Origin of the sequence: Marinobacter sp. CP1 (assembly GCF_001266795.1) — a bacterium.
In the GTDB taxonomy this organism is placed as follows: Bacteria; Pseudomonadota; Gammaproteobacteria; order Pseudomonadales; family Oleiphilaceae; genus Marinobacter; species Marinobacter flavimaris.
The window spans coordinates 3,873,365-3,897,076 of the sequence record NZ_CP011929.1; the positions used below are offsets into that span (position 1 = coordinate 3,873,365).

The 23,712-nt window shown below is 57.4% G+C and carries 18 protein-coding genes and 1 tRNA gene; 14 read left to right on the forward strand and 5 right to left on the reverse strand.

Translation table 11 applies throughout. The features are described 5' to 3' along the window. The first annotated feature begins 40 nt into the window (after positions 1-40). From gyrA to pyrF, 11 genes are all read left to right on the forward strand, one after another. Entirely contained in the window at positions 41-2,671 is a 2,631-nt protein-coding gene (gyrA, locus tag ACP86_RS17815; protein WP_008172069.1) for a DNA gyrase subunit A, read from the forward strand. Between the two features lie 51 nt (positions 2,672-2,722). Beyond that, positions 2,723-3,805, forward strand: coding sequence for a 3-phosphoserine/phosphohydroxythreonine transaminase (serC, locus tag ACP86_RS17820; protein WP_008172068.1), 1,083 nt, complete (start codon positions 2,723-2,725; stop codon positions 3,803-3,805). 2 nt (positions 3,806-3,807) lie between these two features. Then, positions 3,808-4,905: a prephenate dehydratase gene (gene pheA, locus ACP86_RS17825; RefSeq protein ID WP_008172067.1), complete on the forward strand. Its 1,098-nt coding sequence runs from the start codon at positions 3,808-3,810 to the stop codon at positions 4,903-4,905. Between the two features lie 45 nt (positions 4,906-4,950). Further along, positions 4,951-6,075 (forward strand): histidinol-phosphate transaminase, encoded by a 1,125-nt coding sequence (gene hisC, locus ACP86_RS17830; protein ID WP_008172066.1) that lies wholly within the window; start codon positions 4,951-4,953, stop codon positions 6,073-6,075. Between the two features lies 1 nt (position 6,076). Continuing rightward, positions 6,077-8,305 carry a bifunctional prephenate dehydrogenase/3-phosphoshikimate 1-carboxyvinyltransferase gene (locus ACP86_RS17835; RefSeq protein ID WP_008172065.1) on the forward strand — a complete coding sequence of 743 codons (2,229 nt, stop codon included), beginning with the start codon at positions 6,077-6,079 and terminating at the stop codon, positions 8,303-8,305. Beyond that, on the forward strand, positions 8,305-8,985 hold the full coding sequence (gene cmk / locus ACP86_RS17840) for a (d)CMP kinase (RefSeq protein WP_008172064.1): 681 nt from the start codon (positions 8,305-8,307) through the stop codon (positions 8,983-8,985). The genes ACP86_RS17835 and cmk overlap by 1 nt, the downstream gene beginning before the upstream one ends. A 130-nt stretch (positions 8,986-9,115) precedes the next feature. Further along, positions 9,116-10,810, forward strand: coding sequence for a 30S ribosomal protein S1 (gene rpsA, locus ACP86_RS17845; protein ID WP_014576794.1), 1,695 nt, complete (start codon positions 9,116-9,118; stop codon positions 10,808-10,810). A gap of 134 nt (positions 10,811-10,944) precedes the next feature. Beyond that, positions 10,945-11,241, forward strand: a complete 297-nt coding sequence (locus ACP86_RS17850; RefSeq protein WP_008172061.1) for an integration host factor subunit beta — start codon at positions 10,945-10,947, stop codon at positions 11,239-11,241. A 59-nt stretch (positions 11,242-11,300) separates the two neighbouring features. Next, entirely contained in the window at positions 11,301-11,603 is a 303-nt protein-coding gene (locus ACP86_RS17855) for a LapA family protein (RefSeq protein WP_008172060.1), read from the forward strand. Further along, positions 11,603-12,772, forward strand: coding sequence for a lipopolysaccharide assembly protein LapB (lapB, locus tag ACP86_RS17860; protein WP_008172059.1), 1,170 nt, complete (start codon positions 11,603-11,605; stop codon positions 12,770-12,772). The genes ACP86_RS17855 and lapB overlap by 1 nt, the downstream gene beginning before the upstream one ends. Before the next feature lie 32 nt (positions 12,773-12,804). Then, positions 12,805-13,515 (forward strand): orotidine-5'-phosphate decarboxylase, encoded by a 711-nt coding sequence (gene pyrF / locus ACP86_RS17865; protein ID WP_053114953.1) that lies wholly within the window; start codon positions 12,805-12,807, stop codon positions 13,513-13,515. A gap of 498 nt (positions 13,516-14,013) precedes the next feature. On the opposite strand, the gene ACP86_RS17870 is transcribed toward pyrF, so the two are convergent. Beyond that, positions 14,014-14,089: transfer RNA gene (locus ACP86_RS17870), tRNA-Asn, on the reverse strand. A 70-nt stretch (positions 14,090-14,159) separates the two neighbouring features. After that, the gene (locus tag ACP86_RS17875) at positions 14,160-15,344 is read right to left on the reverse strand and encodes a pyridoxal phosphate-dependent aminotransferase (protein WP_008172055.1); all 1,185 of its coding nucleotides are present in this window, start codon (positions 15,342-15,344) and stop codon (positions 14,160-14,162) included. 183 nt (positions 15,345-15,527) lie between these two features. Between ACP86_RS17875 and uvrB the strand changes: the two genes are divergently transcribed. Beyond that, positions 15,528-17,588, forward strand: a complete 2,061-nt coding sequence (uvrB, locus tag ACP86_RS17880) for an excinuclease ABC subunit UvrB (RefSeq protein ID WP_053114954.1) — start codon at positions 15,528-15,530, stop codon at positions 17,586-17,588. Here the strand turns inward: uvrB and rimI are convergent, their stop codons facing one another. Continuing rightward, positions 17,589-18,707: a ribosomal protein S18-alanine N-acetyltransferase gene (gene rimI / locus ACP86_RS17885; protein ID WP_053114955.1), complete on the reverse strand. Its 1,119-nt coding sequence runs from the start codon at positions 18,705-18,707 to the stop codon at positions 17,589-17,591. A gap of 201 nt (positions 18,708-18,908) precedes the next feature. On the opposite strand from rimI, the gene ACP86_RS17890 reads away from it, so the two are divergent. After that, on the forward strand, positions 18,909-20,408 hold the full coding sequence (locus ACP86_RS17890) for a RimK family protein (RefSeq protein WP_053114956.1): 1,500 nt from the start codon (positions 18,909-18,911) through the stop codon (positions 20,406-20,408). Between the two features lie 19 nt (positions 20,409-20,427). Here the strand turns inward: ACP86_RS17890 and ACP86_RS17895 are convergent, their stop codons facing one another. After that, on the reverse strand, positions 20,428-21,588 hold the full coding sequence (locus tag ACP86_RS17895) for a cation diffusion facilitator family transporter (RefSeq protein ID WP_053114957.1): 1,161 nt from the start codon (positions 21,586-21,588) through the stop codon (positions 20,428-20,430). Positions 21,589-21,997: 409 nt separating this feature from the next. On the opposite strand from ACP86_RS17895, the gene ACP86_RS17900 reads away from it, so the two are divergent. Continuing rightward, a complete protein-coding gene (locus ACP86_RS17900) occupies positions 21,998-23,017 on the forward strand; it encodes a quinone-dependent dihydroorotate dehydrogenase (RefSeq protein WP_053114958.1) in 1,020 nt (339 codons plus the stop codon). Positions 23,018-23,189: 172 nt separating this feature from the next. Here ACP86_RS17900 and rmf read toward each other — a convergent pair whose 3' ends face one another. Beyond that, entirely contained in the window at positions 23,190-23,402 is a 213-nt protein-coding gene (gene rmf / locus ACP86_RS17905) for a ribosome modulation factor (RefSeq protein WP_008172042.1), read from the reverse strand. Positions 23,403-23,712: the final 310 nt, after the last annotated feature.

Here is a 23,712-nt window from a genome sequence, read left to right on the forward strand (position 1 = left end):
CCCGATACGACTTCCAGATAACGCAAAGGAACCTTTCTCGATGGGTGAGTTAGCCAAAGAGATCCTGCCGGTCAATATTGAAGACGAGTTAAAACAGTCCTACCTCGATTACGCCATGAGCGTGATCGTCGGGCGGGCGCTTCCGGATGTGAGGGATGGCCTCAAGCCGGTTCACCGCCGCGTTCTGTTCGCCATGTCCGAACTGAACAACGACTGGAACAAGGCCTATAAGAAGTCCGCCCGTGTGGTGGGTGATGTTATCGGTAAATACCACCCCCACGGTGACTCTGCGGTATACGACACCATCGTACGTATGGCCCAGCCGTTCTCCCTGCGGTATCCGCTGGTTGATGGCCAGGGTAACTTCGGTTCCATCGACGGTGACAACGCGGCTGCCATGCGTTACACCGAGATCCGCATGGAGAAGATCGCCCACTCCCTGCTGGCGGACCTGGACAAGGAAACGGTCGATTTCGTCGATAACTACGACGGTACCGAGCGGATTCCCGAGGTTCTGCCCACCCGGGTGCCCAACCTGCTGGTGAATGGTTCCTCCGGTATTGCCGTGGGCATGGCTACCAACATTCCGCCCCACAACCTGACGGAAGTCGTAAGCGGCTGCTTGGCGCTGATTGATAATCCGGATCTGACCATCGATGAGCTGATGGAATTCATTCCGGGCCCGGATTTCCCGACCGAGGGCATCATCAACGGCCGTGCCGGCATCGTTGAGGCCTACCGTACCGGCCGTGGTCGTATCTATATTCGTGCCCGCCACGAGATCGAGCACGACAACAAGACCAATCGCGATGCCATCATCATCACCGAGCTGCCGTATCAGCTGAACAAGGCCCGCCTGATCGAGAAGATCGCGGAGCTGGTAAAAGAAAAGCGTCTTGAAGGTATCTCCGAGCTGCGGGACGAATCCAACAAGGAAGGTATCCGGGTGGTGATCGAACTGCGTCGGGGTGAGAACCCGGACGTTGTGGTCAACAACCTGTTTGCCCAGACCCAGCTGGAAACTGTATTCGGCATCAACATGGTTGGCCTGATCAACGGTGAGCCGAAAACCCTGAATCTGAAGCAGCTGCTGGATGCGTTCGTTCGTCACCGCCGTGAAGTAGTGACCCGCCGGACCATCTACGAACTGCGTAAAGCCCGTGAACGTGGCCATATTCTGGAAGGTTTGACGGTTGCCCTGGCCAACATCGACGAGATTATCGAGCTGATCAAGGCCTCGCCGTCCGCCGCCGAAGCGAAGGAAAAGCTGATTGCCAAGGGCTGGTCACCGGGCGATGTCATGGCCATGCTGGAACGTGCCGGTCAGGACGCCTGCCGTCCGGACGACCTGCCAGAGATCTATGGGCTGCGTGAAGGTCTGTATCATCTTTCACCGGAACAGGCCCAGGCCATTCTGGACTTGCGTCTGCACCGCCTGACCGGTCTGGAAACCGAGAAGCTCCAGAACGAATACAAGGAAATTCTCGACAAGATTGCCGATCTGCTGGACATCCTGGGCGACCCCGAGCGGCTGCTCCAGGTGATCCGGGAAGAGCTGGAAGCGATCGTTACCGAGTTTGGTGACGAGCGTCGTACCGAAATCACCAGCTCCCGTCGCGACCTGACCATCGCCGACCTGATTGATGAAGAAGACCTGGTGGTGACCATTTCCCACAGTGGTTACGCCAAGACCCAGGCAGTGGAAGACTACCAGGCCCAGCGTCGTGGTGGTCGGGGCAAGGCAGCAACCTCTATGAAGGACGAAGACTTCGTTGAGAAGCTGCTGGTGGCCAACTCCCACGATACGATTCTGTGTTTCTCCAACCGTGGCAAGGTGTACTGGCTGCGGGTGTTCGAGATTCCACGCGCCAGCCGTGCCTCCCGCGGTCGGCCCATGGTGAATATCCTGCCGCTGGACGAAGGCGAGCGTATTACCACGTTCCTGCCGGTTCGGGATTATCCGGAAGACCAGTTCGTGCTGATGGCCACCTCTGCCGGTGTGGTCAAGAAAACGCCGTTGCCGAACTTCTCGCGTCCGCGCAGCAGCGGCCTGATTGCCCTGTCACTGGATGAGGGCGATACCCTGATCGGTGCAGCCATTACCAAAGGCGATGCCGAGGTCATGCTGTTCTCGACCGCTGGCAAGGCGGTGCGCTTCAACGAAGAAGCCGTTCGTCCCATGAGCCGGACAGCCCGTGGTGTTCGCGGTATCAAGATGCCGCAGGGTCACCATGTGGTGTCGCTGATCATCCCGCAGGACGGTGGGGTTATCCTGACTGCCTCCGAAAACGGCTACGGCAAGCGTACCGCCATTGACGAGTTCCCGACCTACAGCCGTGGCAGCCAGGGCGTTATCGCCATGCAGTGCTCCGAGCGTAACGGTAACCTGGTGACAGCCCTGCAGCTGTTCGACGGTGACGAAATGATGCTGATCTCTGACAAGGGCACGCTCGTGCGTACCCGGACAGACGAAGTGTCGGTTCTTAGCCGGAATACCCAGGGCGTGCGCCTGATCAAGCTGAGCCAAGAAGACGAGCGGCTGGTTGGCGTTGAGCGGATTGCGGAAACCGACGACGAAGAGCTCGACAGTGAAGGCAATCCGATTGTTGCCGACGAGAGCCCGGAAGAAGGCCAGCAAGGCCAAGAAGGCGAGAGTGCCGGCGACGAATAAGCCGGCACTTGCCACGGACAGATTCAGCAAGACTTGAGAGAAAGCAGCAACATGAGCAGGGCGTATAACTTTTGTGCAGGTCCGGCCACCTTGCCGGAGAGCGTGCTTCGTCAGGCGCGGGATGAAATGCTCGACTGGCGCGGTACCGGCATGTCGGTGATGGAAATGAGCCATCGCAGCGACGAGTTTGTCCAGATTGCCGAAACTGCAGAAAAAGATCTGCGTGAACTGGCCGGCGTGTCGGACGACTACGCGGTTCTTTTCATGCAGGGTGGGGCGTCCAGCCAGTTTTCCACCATTCCTCTGAATCTGCTGGGCGAAAAAGGCTCTGCGGACTACGTGAACACTGGCATCTGGTCCAAGAAGGCCATTGCCGAGGCCAGTCGCTATGGCAAGGTGAACGTGGTGGCGAGTTCGGAAGACAGTGGCTTTACCACGATTCCGGATCAATCCTCGTGGCAGACCAGTGCCGACGCGGCTTATCTGCACTACACGCCCAACGAGACCATCGGTGGCCTGGAATTCGGTTTTATTCCGGATAGCCCGGGCGCGCCGCTGGTTGCCGACATGTCCTCATCAATGCTGTCGAGGCCGGTGGACGTCTCCAGGTTCGGTGTGATCTATGCCGGTGCCCAGAAGAACATCGGTCCCTCGGGATTGGTGGTGGTCATTATCCGCAAGGATCTCCTGGGTAAGGCCCGCCAGGAGACCCCGACCATGATGAATTATCAGGTGATCGCAGATAACGGCTCCATGTACAACACGCCGGCGACCTATTCCTGGTATCTGGCCGGTCTGGTGTTCAAGTGGCTGAAAGAGCAGGGCGGTGTGAAGGCCATGGGTGAAATCAACCTGCGCAAGGCCCGCAAGCTCTACGATTTCATCGATACCAACGAGTTTTACGCCAACCCGATTGATCCGCGCTTCCGCTCCTGGATGAACGTACCATTCACGCTGGCGGATGATGCCCTGAACGGTGAATTCCTGAAGGGTGCCAATGCCCGTGGCCTGCTGAACCTGGCCGGCCACCGGTCGGTTGGCGGAATGCGTGCGAGCATCTACAACGCGATGCCAGAAGCCGGTGTCGATGCACTGATCGACTACATGACCGAATTTGCGAAGGAGCGTGGCTGATCATGAGTGATGAGCAGGTTCGGCTCGGAGAGCTGCGGGACGAGATCGATCAACTTGATCAGAAGATCATGGAGCTGATCAGTGCCAGGGCCGCCTGTGCCCAGGAAGTGGCGCACGTTAAAATGACCGCCAATCCGGGGCAGGACGTCTTTTTCTATCGCCCCGAGCGGGAGGCCCAGGTGCTTCGCCGCATCAAGGAACAGAATCCGGGGCCGCTGTCGGGTGAGGAAATGGCCCGTCTGTTCCGGGAAATCATGTCGGCCTGCCTGGCGCTGGAAAAGCCCATGCACATTGCCTTCCTGGGTCCGATTGGCACCTTCACACAGGCGGCAGCGCTCAAGCATTTTGGTCACTCGGTGGTCAGCGTGCCTTTGCCGGCCATTGATGCGGTATTCCGGGAGGTCGAATCCGGCGCTGCTCATTACGGCGTGGTGCCGGTCGAAAACTCGACCGAGGGTATGATCAACCACACCCTGGATATGTTCATGTCCTCGCCGCTGAAGATCTGCGGCGAGGTTCAGCTGCGGATTCACCATCACCTGCTTGTGTCTCCGAAGCATGGCGACCAGGAAATCACACGGATTTATTCCCATCAGCAATCGTTTGCCCAATGCCGGCAATGGCTGGACACCCACCGCTACGGCATCGAGCGGGTTACCGTCTCCAGCAATGCGGAAGCGGCCCGGCGCGCAGCCGAGGAGCCCGGCACGGCGGCTATTGCCGGTGATATGGCGGCCGAGCTCTATGGCCTGCAGAAGCTGGCGAACAGTATTGAGGATCGCCCGGACAATACCACACGCTTCCTGATCATTGGCCGGGAGGAAGTGCCTGCCAGTGGCCACGACAAGTCGTCTATCCTGGTGTCCATGCGCAACAAACCGGGGGCCCTGTATCAGCTCCTCGAGCCGTTCCATCGTCACGGGCTCAGCCTGACCAGAATCGAAACGCGGCCCTCGCCAAGTGGCACCTGGGCCTATGTGTTCTACATCGATTTTGAGGGACATATGGAAGACGAACAGGTCCGGAAGGTTCTGGCAGAAGTGGATGAAGAGGCCGTTGAGCTCAAACGCCTGGGTTCCTACCCGATTGGCGTTCTGTAAGTATCTGCACCTGCGTTTCTGAGCAAAGAGTGTCGAGGACGATTTATGGCCATTGATTACCAGAGCCTGGCGGTTCGCGGCGTACAGGCCCTCTCACCGTATCAGCCGGGCAAGCCGATTGAAGAGCTGGCCCGTGAGCTTGGCCTCAATCCGGCAGAGATCATCAAGCTGGCGAGCAACGAAAACCCGCTGGGGCCGAGCGAAAAAGCGCTGTCGGCCGCGCGGCAGGCCCTCTCCGAGCTTTGTCTGTATCCCGATGGCAACGGATTCAACCTGAAGCAGGCGCTTTCGAAGCGTCTGAACGTCGGGATGGATCAGATTACCCTTGGTAACGGCTCCAACGATGTACTGGAAGTCATTACCCGTTGTTTCGCCGATGCAGATTCCGAAGTGGTTTTCTCCCAGTACGCGTTCGCTGTCTACCCCCTGGTGACACAGGCCATCGGTGCCAGGGGTGTGTCTGTGCCTGCCCGGGAATGGGGGCACGATCTGGACGCCATGGCCGTAGCGGTTACTGATCGCACTCGCCTCGTGTTTGTCGCCAACCCGAACAACCCGACGGGTACCGTTCACACGGCGGACGCCATCGAGGCGTTCCTGAAGAAAATCCCCGAGAACGTGCTTGTGGTTCTGGATGAGGCCTACTGTGAATACCTGACCGGTGATCAATACCCGGACGGTGTCGAGCTGTTGGCCCGTTTCCCGAATCTCATCGTTTGCCGCACGTTCTCCAAAGCCTGGGGGCTGGCGGCTCTGCGGGTAGGTTACAGTATCTCCTCGCCGGCCATCGCAGACATTCTTAACCGGGTGCGTCAGCCATTCAACGTGGATACGGTTGCCCTGTCTGCGGCCACGGCTGTGCTTGAGGATGAAGACTATCTCCAGCGTTCCCGGGATGTGAACACAGCCGGTCTGCGTCAGTTGCAGGAGGCATTCGACCGGATGGGGCTCAGTTACATCCCGTCAGCCGGGAACTTTGTTGCCGTGGAAGTGGGGGAGCAGGCCATGGGCGTGTACCAGTCCCTGCTGGCCCACGGCGTGATTGTTCGGCCCATCGGCGGTTATGGTATGCCCCGGCATCTTCGGGTTTCTGTCGGGCTTCAGGAAGAAAACGAGCGCTTTATTGATGCACTGGCGCAGGCCCTGGCGGCCTCGGGGTTGAGCGACTGATATGGCGCCGTCCGAGCCTCTGTTTAAACGGGTAGCGGTGATTGGCCTGGGGCTGATTGGCGGCTCCCTGGCCTGCGCGATCCGTCGCAATGGGCTTGCGGGTACGGTTGTTGGTGCGGATCATCGCACTGAGGAACTGCAGCTCGGTAAAGAGTTGGGTGTGATCGATCAGGCGGCGTCAACGGTGTCTGATGCAGTTCGTGGCGCGGACCTGGTTGTGCTTGCCGTTCCGGTACGAGCAACACGCGCGGTTCTTGAGCAGATTCGCCCGTCTCTGGAGCCGGACGCGATACTCACCGATGTCGGTAGTACCAAATCCAGCTTCGTAGCCGATGTTGAGGCCGTGTTCGGCGGCTTGTCGCCTCTGGTTATTCCCGGTCATCCCATTGCCGGTTCCGAGAAGAGTGGCATCCGGGCGGCAAATCCCGAGCTTTTCGCCAACCACAAGGTCATCCTTACGCCGCCGGACAATGTCAGCCAGCCCCACCTGGCTCGCCTGCAAGGGCTCTGGGAGGGCTGCGGTGCCACGGTGCTGACCATGTCGGTGGCGTATCACGATGAGGTGCTGGCAGCCACCAGCCACTTGCCTCACCTGATCGCGTTCTCCCTGGTAGATACCCTGGCGGGTGAAGATGAGAACATGGACATCTTCCGGTACGCCGCCGGTGGCTTCAGGGATTTCACCCGGATTGCGGCCAGCGATCCGGTGATGTGGCACGATATTTTTCTGTCGAACCGTGATGCGGTTCTTCGTGTCATTGACCACTTTACCCACGACCTCGAACAACTGCGCACTGCCATTGCCAATCAGGACAGTGCCACGTTGTTGCGGGTTTTCAGTCGCGCCAAGGCGGCGCGTGAACATTTTTCGAAGATGCTCTCAGGACAGGCTTACGTGACAAACAACAGTGAAAAGCAGGTAACGTTCCGTCTTCAGTCCGGTGGCGCGATCACCGGTGATATCCGGGTGCCCGGCGACAAGTCAATGTCGCACCGGTCCATCATGCTGGGTGCTCTGGCAGATGGCGTAACCGAAGTGAAAGGGTTTCTGGAGGGTGAAGACAGCCTGGCGACGCTCCAGGCATTCCGGGATATGGGCGTTACCATTGAAGGCCCGGACGACGGCTTTGTTCGCATCCATGGTGTTGGCATGCACGGGCTTCAGGCCCCCCGCGGGCCTCTGTATCTGGGTAACTCGGGAACCGCCATGCGGCTGTTCGCCGGTTTGCTGGCGGCCCAGCCCTTTGATTCCGAGCTGACCGGCGATGCGAGTCTCTCCGGTCGCCCGATGGGGCGGGTTGCCGATCCTCTCAGGGCGATGGGCGCCGTTATCGATACCGCAGAAGGGGGGCGCCCGCCACTGAAAATCCGTGGTGGCCAGAAGCTGTCCGGTATTCACTATGAAATGCCGGTGGCCAGTGCCCAGGTCAAATCGTGTCTTCTGCTGGCCGGGCTTTATGCCGAGGGCAGTACATCGGTGACCGAGCCGGCGCCTACTCGCGATCATACCGAGCGCATGCTGGCGGGCTTTGGCTACCACGTCCACCGGGACGGCGCGACCGCCAGTGTTAGTGGCGGCGGCAAATTGACGGCGACCAATATTGACGTCCCTGCCGATATTTCTTCGTCTGCATTTTTCCTGGTCGCGGCCAGTATCGCCCCGGGCTCCGATCTGATCCTTCGCCACGTTGGAATGAACCCGACCAGGGTTGGTGTGATCAACATCCTGAATCAGATGGGCGCCAATATCGAGATTCTGGACGAGCGCGAAATCGGTGGTGAGCCGGTTGCTGACCTTCGGGTCCGCTCGGCGGAGCTGCAGGGTATCGACATCCCTGAGGATCAGGTGCCCCTGGCCATCGATGAATTTCCGGTGCTATTCATCGCCGCGGCCTGCGCCAATGGTCGCACGGTTTTGCGTGGCGCTGAGGAACTCCGGGTCAAGGAAAGCGATCGGATCCAGGTGATGGCAGATGGCCTTGCTGCATTGGGCGTGGACACTACCGTAACCCCGGACGGCATTATTATCGATGGTGGTCAGACCATCGGTGGCGGTACCGTGAACAGTCACGGCGACCACCGCATCGCAATGTCCTTTGCGGTCGCTTCCCTGCGCGCTGCGGGTGACATTACAGTGAACGACTGTGCCAATGTGGCTACGTCTTTCCCCGGTTTTGTGGAACTTGCGCAAGGAACGGGAATCAATATCTCGGCCGAGGGGGCTGAATAATGGTTGATAGCAGTGCGCCGGTGATCACCGTGGATGGTCCCGGGGGTTCCGGCAAAGGCACGATTACCCAGATGCTGGCCCGAAAGCTGGGCTGGCATCTTCTGGACAGTGGTGCTCTTTATCGGCTGACGGCGCTGGCCGCGGCTCGCCAGGGCGTGTCCATGGATGATGAGAGCGGGCTGGTAAAAGTCGCCGCCGGACTGGATGTGGCGTTTGAGCCCACGCCGGCAGGTGAGCCGGTAAAAGTCGTTCTGGCAGGGCAGGACGTGACCGCAGATATACGTACAGAATCGGCGGGCGACAATGCTTCAAAGGTGGCTGTGATCCAGTCGGTCCGTGACGCCCTTTTGCAGCGCCAGCGGGACTTCCGGCAGGCGCCGGGCCTTGTGGCCGATGGCCGTGATATGGGGACCGTGGTGTTTCCGGACGCGCCGGTAAAAATCTTCCTGACGGCAAGCGCCGAGGAGAGGGCTCAACGGCGCTATAGCCAGTTGAAGGACGCGGGTGTCGATGTTAATATTGACGCCCTTTTAGAGGAGATACGGGTTCGTGATGAACGGGATATGAACCGTTCCGCAGCCCCTCTCAAGCCCGCAGATGATGCGCAAGTCATTGATTCTACGGGATTGAGTATAGAAGAGGTGTTAGACAGGTGTATGGCCGCAGCAGGTCAGGCCTGACTACACCTTTTTGTCGTTGAAATGCCGGATGTAGCGTTATCTGCCAGCCACAGGCTTAATCCGGAACTTGTTAACAGACCGTGTTGCTGGTGGCACGGAGTACACTTGCGTTGATCATATAGGACTCATAATGAGCGAGAGCTTTGCGGATCTTTTTGAAGAAAGCCTAAAAGAAATTGACATGCAACCGGGTTCCATCGTCCAGGGAACCGTTGTAGACGTCGATAACGACTGGGTCACCGTTAACGCCGGACTGAAGTCCGAAGGCGTTATCCCCGCCTCCCAGTTCCTTAACGAAAAAGGCGAGTTGGAAATTGCTATCGGCGACGTTGTCGATGTAGCTCTCGACGCTGTTGAAGACGGCTTCGGTGAGACCCGTCTGTCCCGTGAAAAGGCCAAGCGTGCAGAAGCCTGGAAGGTACTCGAGAAGTCCTTCGAAGCTGAGGAAGTGGTTAAAGGTATCATCAACGGTAAGGTCAAGGGTGGCTTCACCGTCGATCTGGCCGGCATCCGTGCCTTCCTGCCTGGCTCGCTGGTAGATGTTCGTCCGGTTCGCGACACCGCGCACCTGGAGAACAAAGAACTCGAATTCAAGGTTATCAAGCTCGACCAGAAGCGTAACAACGTGGTTGTTTCCCGCCGCGCCGTTCTGGAAGCTGAGAACAGTGCCGAGCGTGAAGCTCTGCTGGAAACCCTGACCGAGGGTATGGAAATCAAGGGTATCGTCAAGAACCTGACCGACTACGGCGCGTTCGTGGATCTGGGTGGTGTTGACGGCCTGCTGCACATTACCGATATGGCCTGGAAGCGCATCAAGCATCCGAGCGAAATCGTTAATGTTGGCGACGAAATCAGCGTCAAGGTTCTGAAGTTCGATCGTGAGCGCAACCGTGTTTCCCTCGGCCTGAAGCAGCTGGGCGAAGATCCCTGGGTTGATATCAAGGGTCGTTACCCGGAAGGTTCCAAGGTCAAGGCACGCGTTACCAACCTGACCGACTACGGCTGCTTTGCTGAGCTGGAAGAAGGTGTTGAAGGTCTGGTTCACGTTTCCGAAATGGACTGGACCAACAAGAACATCCATCCGTCCAAGGTTGTCCAGGTTGGCGACGAAGTGGACGTGATGATTCTGGATATCGACGAAGAGCGTCGTCGGATCTCCCTGGGTATCAAGCAGTGCGTATCCAACCCGTGGGAAGATTTCTCCAGCAACTTCAACAAGGGCGACCGCATCTCCGGCAAGATCAAGTCAATCACTGACTTCGGTATCTTCATCGGACTGGATGGCGGCATCGACGGTCTGGTTCACCTGTCTGACATCAGCTGGAACGAGACTGGCGAAGAAGCGGTTCGTGAATACAAGAAGGGTGACGAAGTTGAAACCGTTATCCTGTCTGTTGATCCGGAGCGTGAGCGTATCTCCCTGGGTATCAAGCAGCTCGAGAGCGATCCGTTCGCCGAGTTTGTACAGCTGAACGACAAGGGCTCTATTGTTAAGGGCACCGTGTCTGCAGTTGATGCCAAGGCAGCTACCATTGCTCTGAACGACGAAGTTGAAGCGGTACTGAAAGCCTCTGAAATCAGCCGTGACCGTGTTGAAGATGCACGCAACGCGCTGAAGGAAGGCGAAGAAGTTGAAGCGAAGATCATCAGCATCGACCGCAAGAACCGCATCATCAACCTGTCTGTGAAGTCCAAAGATGTTGAGGACGACAAGCAGGCACTGGAAAACGTGCGGACCAAAACTGCGGAAACTTCCTCTGGTGCGACCACCATCGGTGATCTCATCAAGGAGCAGATGCAGCAGCAAAACGCCAACAAGGACTAATCTTCCGGTTGGTACGAAAAAAACGGGCTCTAAGAGCCCGTTTTTTTTGTGTTTTTTTCTGGTTTGGCTAAACTAGGTAGTCATGGGAATCCGGTAACCGACGGCCGAATAAAAATGAAAGAGGGAAACGCCTCATGACGAAGTCCGAACTGGTCGAGCTGATTGCTTCCAAGCAAACTCAGCTCTCCGTTAAAGATGTCGAACTGGCTGTAAAAACCATCATCGAGCACATGTCCCAGTCGCTTGCCGATGGTCAGAGAATAGAAATCCGGGGATTTGGCAGTTTTTCCCTTCATCACCGGGCCGCGCGTACCGGGCGCAATCCGAAAACCGGTGAGGCTGTTCAGTTGCCAGCCAAATATGTGCCGCACTTCAAACCCGGCAAGGAATTGAGAGAGCAGGTCAACGACAGCTTGAAGAAAGGCTTTTAACAGCTGCTCAGGGAACGCGTATAATTCGGGCATAAAAGCCCTTTGGGAGTGCTATTGCTATGGCAGGATTGCAGAAGATCCTCATTATTCTGTTGGTTTTGGTCCTGGTTCTGCTGGCATTGGTATTCTCGCTCAACAATCAAATGGCAGTCTCCCTTAACTTCCTGCTGTTTGAAACCCAACCTCATGGTGTCGCTGTCTGGATTATCATGGCATTTGTTGTCGGTGCCCTTGTTGGCGTGCTGATGACCATGCTGGCCACCGTTCGCAACTCGGTGTCCCGGCGAACCCTTCAGAAACGACTTGATCGCGCCGAGCAGGCATTGGAGAAATCCAGGGCCCAGAACGACCGGACTCTTTAATGGATATCGTATTACAGTGGCTGCTGCTGACAGTTGCAGTCGCCGTTGGCTGGCTTGTGGGCCGGCTGGGAAGCGGTGACAGGCGATCCGGCAAAACGATTTCCGATGAGGAATCGGTGAAGGACCGTCTCCAGTTCCTGTTCACGAACTACTCCGACCAGGCGGTTGAGAATTTCGTCCAGTCCCTTGCGGTCAACAAGGATACTGTCAGTCTCCACCTCTCCATTGGCAGCCATTTCCGCAACAAGGGCGAAACCGATCGCGCCATACTGATCCACCAGAACCTACTGGCCAGGCCCGAATTACCCCCGAGATTCTCCCCGCAGGTGACTCTCGAGCTTGCCCGCGATTACCTGAACGCGGGGCTGCTTGACCGCGCCGAGGCATTGCTGCACCAGTTGATGGGCGACAAGGATTACGGACGGCACTCCTCCCAGCAGCTCATCGACCTCTACCAACAGGAAAAGGAATGGGCAAAGGCTGCCGAAGTGGCCCGAACGCTGACACGTGGGGACGCCGACCCGGCAATGTTCAAGGTGCTGGCCTACCTGACATGCGAGCTGTCGGAAGAGTCCCTGAAACAGGACGACCGTTGGGCTGCCCAGAAACTGGCCAAGGAGGCGCTTGAGTACGATCGCTCCTGCGTGCGAGCCAATCTGATTATGATGAAGCTGCTGGTTCGTCAGGGCAGCTATCGCGAGGCAGGCAGCCAGTGCCTGAAAGTATTCGAACAGAACCCCGAGTTTGGGCCGGAAGCCATCGACCGGCTCATGAAGCTTGAGCACGAGCACGGCGACATTGGCCGGTTGGCGAAAAAACTGCGCAAGCTTTACGAAAACTACCCGAGCACCAGTTTGTTGCTGGCTCTGGTGGAGTCTGTCGAGCGCGCCTCGGGGCGACCGGCTGCTATCGACTTGCTCAGGCAGGAACTGGAAACCCGCCCGAGTGTCCGTGGCTTGCTCAGGCTGGTGGAAATGGCCGGCTATGAGAAGGGCATGACCACTGATGAGGGCAGGCTGGTGAGCCGTATTGGCCACCTGATTCTCGCCAATCGTCCCGTCTACCGCTGTGTCAGCTGTGGTTTCTCTGGCCGTCAGCTGCACTGGCTTTGCCCAAGCTGCAAGCAATGGGAAACCGTGCGCCCGATCCAGGGTGTTGAAGCCGAATAAACCTTTACTGAATTTCTGCAGGACAAGTGAACGTGCAAACCGCTAACGATCCCAAGATCATCGTCGCCCTCGATTTTCCCTCCCAGAATCCTGCCCTTGAGCTGGTCGACAAACTGGACCCGGGTAAATGCCGCCTGAAAGTGGGTAAGGAACTGTTCACCCGTTCCGGCCCGCAATTGGTGGAAGGGCTTCAGAAGCGTGGATTCGACGTATTCCTGGACCTGAAATTCCATGACATCCCGAACACCACCTCAGCTGCAGTTGCTGCCGCTGCCGATCTCGGTGTATGGATGGTCAATGTGCATGCCTCTGGTGGCGAGAAAATGATGACCGCCTGTCGGGAACGTCTGGAAAGCTTTGGCGCGGATCGCCCGCTGTTGATCGCCGTCACGGTCCTCACCAGTATGAACGCCGACGACCTCGTCGGCATCGGCATCACCGATTCCCCGGAAGCACAGGTGTCCCGACTGGCAACCCTCACCAAAAATTGCGGCCTCGACGGCGTCGTCTGCTCCGCCCAGGAGGCACCGAAGCTTAAAGTCGAGCAGGGCGCCGACTTCAAACTGATCACACCGGGTATCCGCCCCCTGACGGCCGATAAAGGCGACCAGCAGCGCATCATGACGCCCACAGATGCCCTCAAAGCCGGTTCCGATTACCTCGTGATCGGCCGTCCGATTACTCAGGCGTCTGACCCGCTGGCTTCCTTGGAGGCTATTCACTCTGAGGTTATTGGCGCCTAGTTTCTAGGTTCTTGTCTGATTTGGGCTCCTAGCTTGCATGGTTTGGAGTCTGGTGGTGTGGGGCCTCCCTCCCAAAAACCGCTACGAGCACATCCATGTGCGCTTGGCTGTGGCTATCCTTGGCCACAGACATTTTTGGGAGGGAGGCCCCACACCACCTCTTCTAACTTCCTCAGATATATCTTGCATCAGAGTTCGGTGGGCTACTGCAATCTGCTGACTATCTGCTTTCTGTGAGAGTTTTGTCTGTTTTGCGGATACGTACACCGTCGAACGGTGTGGCTGTCATGGCTTTCCAAAACTGTAGAGGGCCATGGACGGCCCGAAACAAGCGCACACGGACGTGCTTGTAGCGTGTTTTGGAAAGCCATGACAGCCGCACCAGTCCCGCCAACGAGCAGGCTAGGGCAGGAGTAAACCTCAAAAACAAAAGATAGAATCAAAAGCGGGGCAATAAAAAACCCGCTAACTCAAAGAATTAGCGGGCTTTTAGAATAGTGGCTCCCCGAGCTGGGCTCGAACCAGCGACAAACGGATTAACAGTCCGTTGCTCTACCAACTGAGCTATCGGGGAACGTCGTCGTGTGACGAGGCGCGTATATTAAGTTGGCAATACCGCCCCGTCAACCCCTGGCCAGAACTTTTTAGCCAAGCGCTTTCTGAAGGCGTTCGACAGCCTTTTCCAGGTTTTCCATGCTGGTCGCAAAGCTCAGGCGCATGTGGCCAGGGCAACCGAAGGCGGAACCCGGGACCAGTGCCACGCCGGCGTCGGTCAGCAGTTTCTCGGCGAATTCAACGTCAGTGCTGACGCTGGAATCCGCATCGATGGCGCCCTGGAAGCTGGGGAACACATAGAAGGTACCGTCGCCGTTCAGGCATTCAACGCCTGGCAGCTTGTTCAGTGCTTCTACCAGCCAGTCGTGGCGTTCCTTGAAGGCCTTGACCATCTCGCCCACGCAGCCCTGATCGCCATCCAGCGCAGCCTGTGCCGCTGCCTGGGAGATGGAGGCCGGGTTGGAGGTGCTCTGGGACTGGATCTTCTTCATTGCACCGATGATTTTCGCCGGGCCCGCGGCGTAGCCGATACGCCAGCCAGTCATGGAGTAGGCCTTGGATACGCCATTCAGGACGAAGGTGCGGTCATACAACTCAGGCGTGGCGTTCAGGATGTTGCAGAACGCTTTGCCGGTCCAGAGGATCGGCTCATACATATCGTCGGTGGCGATCATGATGTTCGGGTGCTTCTTCAGCACCTCGCCGATGGCCTGCAGCTCTTCGAGGGTGTAGGCCATGCCGCTCGGGTTCGAGGGGCTATTGATCACGAACAGGCGGGTACGCTCGGTAATCGCGTTTTCCAGCTGCTCCGGAGTGATCTTGAAGCGGGTTTCAGCACCGGTTTCGATAATCACGGGTTTGCCTTCAGCCACCAGCACCATATCCGGGTAGGAAACCCAGTACGGGGCAGGGATGATGGCTTCGTCACCCGGGTTCAGTGTGGCAAGTGCGAGGTTGAAAAAGCTCTGTTTGCCACCACTGCTTACCAGTATCTGGTTGGCTTCGTAATCCAGGCCGTTGTCCCGTTTGAACTTCGCAATAATCGCTTTTTTCAGGGCTGGCGTACCATCCACGGCAGTGTATTTTGTCTGGCCGTTATTGATGGCTTCAATGGCTGCCTGTTTGATGTGATCAGGTGTGTCGAAGTCCGGCTCGCCGGCACCCAGGCCGATAATGTCCTGGCCTGCTGCGCGGAGTTCCGCGGCCTTGTTGGTGACTGCGAGGGTGGGAGAGGGCTTGATAGCCTGTACTCGGCTGGAAAGTTGAAGGTCCAAACTTGCGCTCCTTAAAGCTGCGTCTGATAGGGCTGCGACCGCCGGGTGCCAGAGCTGCTGGCTGATTTACGCCCAGCCGTCGATCGCACTGATGGTATCATGAAGCCAGTGTATCGCTAAATTTCTCGAATGGCAGGGGCTGTTTCGCCCGTGCGTCGGTTTTACCGGAGGTTTCCGCCAGTTATGGCCAGTAATCAGGCAAACGTTTCCGCCAGAGAGGGTGTGTTCCAGGTTGATTCGCCGTTCCAGCCAGCGGGCGATCAGCCCAAGGCAATCGAAGGGCTGGTGGATGGTATCCAATCCGGTCTGGCACACCAGACGTTGCTGGGGGTAACCGGCTCCGGTAAAACCTTCACCATCGCCAATGTCATCCAGCAGGTCCAGCGGCCCACCATCATCATGGCCCATAACAAGACCCTGGCCGCCCAGCTCTATGGTGAGTTCAAGGAGTTCTTTCCCGACAATGCGGTGGAGTATTTCGTTTCCTACTACGACTACTATCAGCCAGAAGCTTACGTGCCCTCGTCGGACACGTTTATCGAGAAAGACGCTTCTATCAACGAGCACATTGAGCAGATGCGTCTATCTGCTACCAAGGCATTGCTGGAAAGACCGGATGCCATCATTGTGGCGACGGTGTCGTCTATCTACGGCCTCGGTGACCCCCAGTCCTACCTGAAGATGATGCTGCATCTGGACCGGGGCGATCAGATCGATCAGCGATACATCCTCCGGCGCCTGGCCGAACTTCAGTACACCAGGAACGATATCGAGTTCCACCGGGCCAATTATCGGGTTCGGGGCGATGTGATCGATGTATTCCCGGCGGAATCCGAGAAGGAAGCTATCCGCATCGAGCTCTTCGATGACGAGGTTGAGAATCTCAGCTATTTCGACCCGTTGACCGGTGAGGTCCTGCGCCGAGTGCCACGGGTCACCATCTACCCGAAATCGCACTATGTGACGCCCCGGCAGACGGTGTTGGATGCGGTCGAGCATATCAAGGTTGAGCTGGATGAGCGGCTGCAGCAGCTGCGGGACAACAACCGCCTGGTGGAAGCACAACGCCTGGAAGAGCGCACCCGGTACGACATCGAAATGATGCTGGAACTGGGCTATTGCAACGGCATCGAGAACTACTCGCGCTATCTCTCGGGTCGCCGCCCAGGTGAGGCACCGCCGACACTGTTTGATTACCTGCCGCCCAATGCCTTGCTGGTGGTGGATGAATCTCACGTGACCATTCCCCAGATCGGCGCCATGTACAAGGGCGACCGGTCCCGGAAGGAAACCCTTGTTGAGTACGGTTTCCGCCTCCCATCGGCGCTGGATAACCGACCCATGAAGTTTGAAGAGTGGGAGCGAATTGCGCCCCAGATGATCTTCGTATCCGCAACCCCGTCCACTTACGAGGCCGAGCATGCGGGTCAGGTGGTGGAACAGGTGGTGCGCCCCACCGGCCTGCTGGACCCGGAAATCGAGGTGCGTCCCGCGTCTACCCAGGTGGACGATCTGCTCTCGGAAATCCACACGCGGGTGAAGGTAAAGGAACGGGTTCTGGTGACCACGCTGACCAAGCGTATGGCCGAGGATCTGACCGACTTCCTGATGGAACACGACATCAAGGTTCGCTATCTGCACTCGGACATCGATACCGTCGAGCGGGTGGAGATCATCCGGGACCTCCGGCGGGGGGAATTCGATGTGCTGGTGGGCATCAACCTGCTGCGGGAAGGTCTGGACATGCCCGAGGTTTCGCTGGTGGCCATCCTGGATGCAGATAAGGAAGGTTTCCTGCGCTCCGAGCGCTCACTGATCCAGACCATGGGTCGTGCGGCGCGGAATGTTCACGGCAAGGCCATTCTCTACGGTGACCGGATTACAGGCTCCATGCAGCGGGCTATTGATGAGACAGAGCGTCGCCGGGCCAAGCAGGAAGCTCACAATCTGGAGCAGGGCATTACCCCGCAGGGCCTGAACAAGAAAATTGCCGACATCATGGAAGGTGCCGGAGGCGGCGGCCGTGGCCGTCGCAAGGCCGAGCGCCCGGGGCAGAAAGCAGCCGAAGAGGCGGAACAGTATCGGGCCAAGGCTGGCAATCGATCGCCGGAGGAGGTCCTCAAGGAGGTGTCCCGGCTTGAGGATGAAATGTACAAGGCCGCTTCCGAACTGGATTTCGAGACGGCTGCGCGTCTGCGGGATGATATCGCCGAGCTGAAAGAGGCGGCACTGCGGACCGGCTGATCAGGCCGGTCGCTTGGGCCCTACGATGATCGCAGCCTGCAATGGCTGGTTCCTGCCGTACCGTGAAATCTGGCTGAACACCCGGCGGTCGACTGGCAGGTACTGCTTGTCGGCCACGGTTTCGCCGAGTTCTGTATCAATTTCCGGGTCGTGCAGGTACACGAACTGGTCGTCAATCGCGCAGACGGTGACCCAATGGGGAACGCGGCTGCGATTCAGTTGCCAGGTGCTGATCAGGATGACCGGAATTCTGCCTTCGTGAAGGGCTTCTTCCATCGCTTCAAGGGTCAGCGGGTCATGGTGTAGCTGAATGCCTGTCTTGCCGATGTCGTGTAAAAAGCCCTCGTGTACCAGCTCCAGTACCCGCTTCTTGTCCTCGCTTCTGACGGTGTCCTTGAAAAGGGCTCCTTCCATGCTGATCCAGGCGCTGGCTTCAAAACCCCGATTCCACGCTGCGAGCGCCAGTCCATGTGGGCCGCAGCCGCCGTGGCCGGCGAGCATAAATATGGTGGTCGCTTCCCGCCAAAGCCTGAGTTCTTCCAGGGTTGTGAGTGGTTGCTGTTCATCCAGAGCGGCCATCGCCATGATCAGCGCCGCCGGCCCGCAGGAGAAATCCGTGGTCTGCGGATAGTAGGGAACGGCCGGAAATTCTCTTGAAGGCTCGTAGAACAGAATCCGTCGCTCGAAGCGAAGGGCGTCTCCGTGGTCTTCGTAATAGTCCCGGTAGGTGCCGAACTGGCGATAGCCCAGGCGCTTGTAGAGGTTGATGGCGCCTCTGTTATCCTCGCGGACTTCCAGGCGCATGATGATACGGCCAGCGTCCACCGCCTCAGATTCTGCTTCCCGTACCAGTTTTTCGCCCACGCCCTGGCCACGCACAGCCGGAGACACCGCAATGGAGTAGATTCGGGCGAGCCGGGTGGCAGCGCTCATCAGAATCAGGCAGTAGCCCACCAGCTCGCCATCGGCCTCGGCCACAATCAAGCGGTCTCTGGGCATCTCCAGAAAGCGGCGGAAGCTACGCCTGGAAAGCCGGTCTTCGGCGAAGCACCGGTTTTCGAGCAAGACCAGGGCGTCGAGATCCTTGCTGGAGGCTTGTCGGAGCTGGAAATCAGGCATTGAGAGACGGCCTTGAAAAACGCGAGGAGGGCATGCTGTTGGGCTTCCCGTACTCCGCTATTATGTGTGAGAGTCAGGGTAACGCAAAGACCACAAGGATGCGTAAAAGCACGCATTATGCGCCGATTGTGCAGCGATTGTGACCGGCGTATTGTGGCCTCAATTACTACAGGCAAGACCTTTCAGGGAGGAATGCCTTCAATGTCCCGATTGCTTATCGTAGTGGACCGCGCCAAAGACTGGGCGCCTTATTACCCCAGTGAGGACGTGCTGACGTTTGATCAGTACCTCCAGTTCTCAGCTCCGCCCGCCAGCCGGGTGAGGGTCATCAACCTGTGTCAGAGCGCCCGTTACCTGAGCAAGGGGTATTATTGTTCACTCCTGGCGGAAGCCCGTGGTCACCATGTCGTACCCTCGGTGATGACGCTCAATGATCTCGGCCGCAAAGGACTGTTTTCACTTGAGCTGGAAGAGCTTGATGAAAGCGTCATCAACTGGCTGGAAGCAGCGGGTTCCGCTATTGACCCTGCCAGTGATGAGCGCGCGGCCACCCATGAAGTGCGCATTCGGACCTACTTTGGCCAGGCCGAGCACCCGGATCTGAAGCCGGTCGCCCGGGCGCTGTTCGAGCGGTTCCCTTGTCCGATTCTTGAAATTGTTTTCAAGCGCCGCAAGCAGTGGCAGATCGAGTCCATGAAGCCGGCGGCTCCGGCGGATCTGGGCGAGCAGGAGCAGGACGTGTTCGCGGCGGCCCTGGATCGTTTCAGCAGCATGGTCTGGCGTAAGCCACGGACCCGACGCCGTTACCGCTATGATCTGGCGGTGCTGGTCAATCCCGATGAGGAGATGCCGCCGAGTGACAAGGTTGCCCTGAAGCGTTTCGAGAAAGCCGGTCGCAAGCTGGGTATCAACGTTGAGCAGATTACCCGGCGGGATTATATGCGCCTGCCGGAATACGATGGGTTGTTCATTCGTGAGACCACTGCCATTGATCATCACACCTACCGGTTTGCCCGCAAGGCGGCCGCTGAGGGCATGGTGGTCATTGATGATCCGGTGTCGATCCTCAAGTGCACCAACAAGGTGTTCCTTGCAGATCTCCTGAAGAACAACAAGGTTCCCACGCCCAAGACACTCATCCTGTCGAAAGATCAGAAGAACGCTGTCGAGCAGGTCATCAGTGAGCTGGGTTTTCCGGTAGTTATCAAGATCCCGGATGGTGCGTTTTCCCGAGGCGTAACCAAGGCCGAAGACGAGAAGACCCTCCGTGCCGGGCTGAGAGACCTGTTCAAGCAGTCCGCCCTGGTGCTGGCTCAGGAATACCTTTACACCGATTACGACTGGCGTATTGGTGTGCTCGGTGGGCGGGCCATCTACGCCTGCAAGTACATGATGGTGAAAGGCCACTGGCAGATCTATCAGCACAGCGAATCCGAGAGTGAGAGCGGTGGCTTTGAGACCATGCCCACGTATGAGGTGCCAAGGAATGTCATTCAGGCGGCCCTGAATGCCACCAGACTGATCGGCAACGGGCTGTACGGTGTGGATATCAAACAGTCAGGCAACCGGGTTGCCGTCATCGAAGTCAACGACAACCCGAGCATTGATGCGGGCGTGGAAGACCGCTTCCTGGGGGGCGAGCTCTACACCCTGATCATGCAGGAATTTCTTTCAAGGATGGAAGAGAACAGGCGTCGCTAGGTTATATGGCCGGCGGCTTTCAGGGGCCGGCCACCCATACCCGGACACTCCCAAACCAGGGGTAATCACCGAGCTCTTCCCTGATGTTTGAGGATGAGAAGACGGTTTCACCCTCGGGGCTGTCCAGGAACAGCTCCAGATGCACCTTGTTTTTCAGATAGTGCAGCCGGAGCCGGCTGTGTTGCGGCAACTCTCCCAGGTGTCGGGCCAGGATGGCCCGGATGTCTTCACGGGAGGGCAGGCGCTCGGAGGTCAGCGGCTGATCTTCGTCGTTTTCGGCGTCGATGTGGAAGTTGATGTCCCGGATGTTGTCCAGGGCATCCCGCATTCCCGAGACAACCTGCATGCCGATCTGATGCCCTTCCGATACGCTGATTTCCGGACGAACCACCAGGTGAATATCCAGCAGAATGTCGTGCCCCATACGACGGCTGCGAAGCTCATGCACGTTGCGCACTCCGTCCGTGTCCCGGGCGATACTCTTGAGCATCTCCGTGTCCTCCTGGGAGAGGCCGGTATCCACGAGTTCCTTGACGCTGTCCCAGGTAAACTTCCAGCCAATGTGGATAATGATGCCTGCGATCACCACCGCCGCGAACACATCAAGCCAGACCATGCCGAGCATGGCGCCGGCCGTGGACACCAGAACCACGACTGAGGAGAACGCATCGGTTCGGCTGTGCCAGGCGTTGGCGATAATCAGATCCGAGCGGATCCTCAGGCCGACGTGGCGTGTGTATCGGAAAATCCATTCCTTGCCCGCAACAGACGCTGCAGCTGCCACCAGAACTGGCCAGCCAGGCACAGTATCCACGCCACCCTCTATCAGGCGTAGGGTATTTTCCCAGGCCAGGGCGGCGCCAACGGCAATCAGGATGCTGCCCAGAACCAGAGTGCCGAAGGTTTCGATTCGCTGATGGCCGTAAGGATGGTCGTCATCCGGCTCCTGGCGGGATACCTTCATGACGCCAAGAACAACCAGATCAGAGGCAACATCCGTAAAGGAGTGAATGCCATCCACCAGCAGGGCCTGGGAGTTAAAAAGAGCACCACCAATGACTTTTATGACCCCGAGTACGGCATCGAGAATCATTCCGATAATGGTCACGCGCGAGGCCGCCTTCATTTCGCCCGCGAGGTTTTCCCGGTGCTGTTGGGCGGGGGAAATCGGCTCTTGCATTGATGCACTCCAGATCAGAAGACAGGTGCCAGTATAACGTTATTCTCAAGGGCTTTGGCAGGGGTGGCTAAAAGAGGGGATTTCAAGTGATTTATGCACATCATTGCAGAACGATGACTGGGTAACATTTTGTTTAGTATTTGTCGACAGCCATGAGAAAAATATATAACCTATTGAAAATAAACATAAAAATAACTGGTCAAAAAATAATCAATTTGTAGATTGGCGCAGTTATCAAGGGATGGCAACCGTTGCCCCGCGATTTTCAACAGGTTTATCCACAGATTCCGTGGAAAAGGTCATGAGAGTGCCATGATACAGTCATTTACAGCTGATTTGGTTCTATCCCGGGATGCTGTGGAAAACTTCCGGTATACTCCGCCCACTTGGATCAGGGGAGTTTTTTCAGATGTACGGCGTTATCCGCAATCTGCTTTTCCGTCTTCCAGCGGAGCAAGCTCACAATGTTGCATTGAATGGTCTCGATCTTGCGCACCGATTAGGCGTTTTGAGCGCTTTTTCACCAAAGATAGATTCATTGCCAGTGAATGTTATGGGGCTGGATTTTCCGAACCCCGTCGGGCTTGCCGCAGGTCTGGATAAGAACGCCGATCACCTCGATGCGCTTGGCGCCCTGGGCTTCGGTTTTATTGAAGTTGGTACCGTGACGCCTCTGGCGCAGCCCGGCAATCCCAAACCACGGATGTTTCGGCTGCAGGAGCATCAGGCCATCATTAACCGGATGGGTTTCAACAACCAGGGGCTGGACCACTTGCTGGCCCGTGTGGATCAGCGCCGCTACAAGGGCGTGCTTGGAATCAATGTTGGCAAGAACAAGGACACGCCCAACGAGCAGTCCGAGTCCGATTACCGGAAGGGGATATCGGCAGTTTACAGTCGGGCCGATTACATAACGGTGAATGTGTCCTCGCCCAACACGCCCGGTCTTCGGGATTTGCAGTTTGGAGACTCTCTGAAGGGCCTGCTGGAGGCCATCAAGGACGAACAGCTCCAGTGTGAGAAGGAGCATGGCCGGTACGTGCCTGTGGCTGTGAAGATCGCCCCGGACATGGACGATGACGGTATCCGGTTCGTGGCATCCGCCCTGCGTGAGACGGGCCTTGATGGCGTGATTGCCACCAATACAACGATCAGTCGGGATGCCGTGGCAGGTCATGCCCATGCCGATGAGGCTGGTGGCCTCAGCGGCGCACCGGTGCGGGAGGCTTCTCTCAGGGTCATCCGGGAGCTTTACGCGGAACTGGGGGAATCACTACCGATTATTGGTGTCGGCGGCATTATGGACGGTGAAAGTGCAGCCGAGAAAGTCCGGGCCGGTGCCAAGCTGGTCCAGATCTACACCGGTTTTATTTACCGGGGGCCTGAACTTATTAAAGAGGCTGTTGAGGCTATCCGGCAGGTCAAGTGATTTACCGCGCCCCATAACGAAGGTGGGCCCGCTTAGCGGGCCCGAGCGGGGAATGAACCCCGTGGCGCTTCATCGCATGGTACGGGGCGGGAGGCCCCGTTTGGGTTGCTCTGAGTACTGCGTCAAATTGTATGTAAAAAGATCAGATTAAGAATCGGGGTTAGTTGAGGCGTCACGCTGTCGTAACGTTAGCCAGTTTATGGATGCCGGATACGCCGGTCATGCCCTCCCATTGATCTGTGCGGCCTTCTCGCCACCCGTTCAGCCATTCCTGGCGAACTTCCGCCTGTTCAATCGGGCAGCTGTCTTTGGATTTTCCGGACACGCCAGCGAGATAACCCCGCTTGAATGCACGAGCGTACATGTCTCTTTTCTGTCTTTTCATGCCGTTCCTCACTGATGGATTAACAGAACAAGCGTGTACACATCTGCAGTGGCTGCGACCAGTGTTATCCGCTCCGGGATAACCCACTATTGTCAGCTCAAGCCAGAGCAGTCAGGATCCTGTTAACGGAAGGTTTGCACCCTTCCGGAACGACGCGTCACTTACAAGGTAAGTCGAACCTTTAGCCGATGTACACTAATTATTTCATCTATGTGACGCTTTTTTTATAGTTATATGAACTAAAAATTTTACTGCGATTTTCGGAATAGCCTTTATTCCGGAAACTTACCTCAAGCCGTCCAGCAACCAG

What these genes read in the sequence shown, in the direction of transcription:
- gyrA (WP_008172069.1), top strand. Translation starts at nt 41, where the DNA reads ATGGGTGAGTTAGCCAAAGAGATCCTGCCGGTCAATATTGAAGACGAG.
- serC (WP_008172068.1), top strand. Translation starts at nt 2,723, where the DNA reads ATGAGCAGGGCGTATAACTTTTGTGCAGGTCCGGCCACCTTGCCGGAG.
- pheA (WP_008172067.1), top strand. Translation starts at nt 3,808, where the DNA reads ATGAGTGATGAGCAGGTTCGGCTCGGAGAGCTGCGGGACGAGATCGAT.
- hisC (WP_008172066.1), top strand. Translation starts at nt 4,951, where the DNA reads ATGGCCATTGATTACCAGAGCCTGGCGGTTCGCGGCGTACAGGCCCTC.
- ACP86_RS17835 (WP_008172065.1), top strand. Translation starts at nt 6,077, where the DNA reads ATGGCGCCGTCCGAGCCTCTGTTTAAACGGGTAGCGGTGATTGGCCTG.
- cmk (WP_008172064.1), top strand. Translation starts at nt 8,305, where the DNA reads ATGGTTGATAGCAGTGCGCCGGTGATCACCGTGGATGGTCCCGGGGGT.
- rpsA (WP_014576794.1), top strand. Translation starts at nt 9,116, where the DNA reads ATGAGCGAGAGCTTTGCGGATCTTTTTGAAGAAAGCCTAAAAGAAATT.
- ACP86_RS17850 (WP_008172061.1), top strand. Translation starts at nt 10,945, where the DNA reads ATGACGAAGTCCGAACTGGTCGAGCTGATTGCTTCCAAGCAAACTCAG.
- ACP86_RS17855 (WP_008172060.1), top strand. Translation starts at nt 11,301, where the DNA reads ATGGCAGGATTGCAGAAGATCCTCATTATTCTGTTGGTTTTGGTCCTG.
- lapB (WP_008172059.1), top strand. Translation starts at nt 11,603, where the DNA reads ATGGATATCGTATTACAGTGGCTGCTGCTGACAGTTGCAGTCGCCGTT.
- uvrB (WP_053114954.1), top strand. Translation starts at nt 15,528, where the DNA reads ATGGCCAGTAATCAGGCAAACGTTTCCGCCAGAGAGGGTGTGTTCCAG.
- rimI (WP_053114955.1), bottom strand. Translation starts at nt 18,707, where the DNA reads ATGCCTGATTTCCAGCTCCGACAAGCCTCCAGCAAGGATCTCGACGCC.
- ACP86_RS17890 (WP_053114956.1), top strand. Translation starts at nt 18,909, where the DNA reads ATGTCCCGATTGCTTATCGTAGTGGACCGCGCCAAAGACTGGGCGCCT.
- ACP86_RS17895 (WP_053114957.1), bottom strand. Translation starts at nt 21,588, where the DNA reads ATGCAAGAGCCGATTTCCCCCGCCCAACAGCACCGGGAAAACCTCGCG.
- ACP86_RS17900 (WP_053114958.1), top strand. Translation starts at nt 21,998, where the DNA reads ATGTACGGCGTTATCCGCAATCTGCTTTTCCGTCTTCCAGCGGAGCAA.
- rmf (WP_008172042.1), bottom strand. Translation starts at nt 23,402, where the DNA reads ATGAAAAGACAGAAAAGAGACATGTACGCTCGTGCATTCAAGCGGGGT.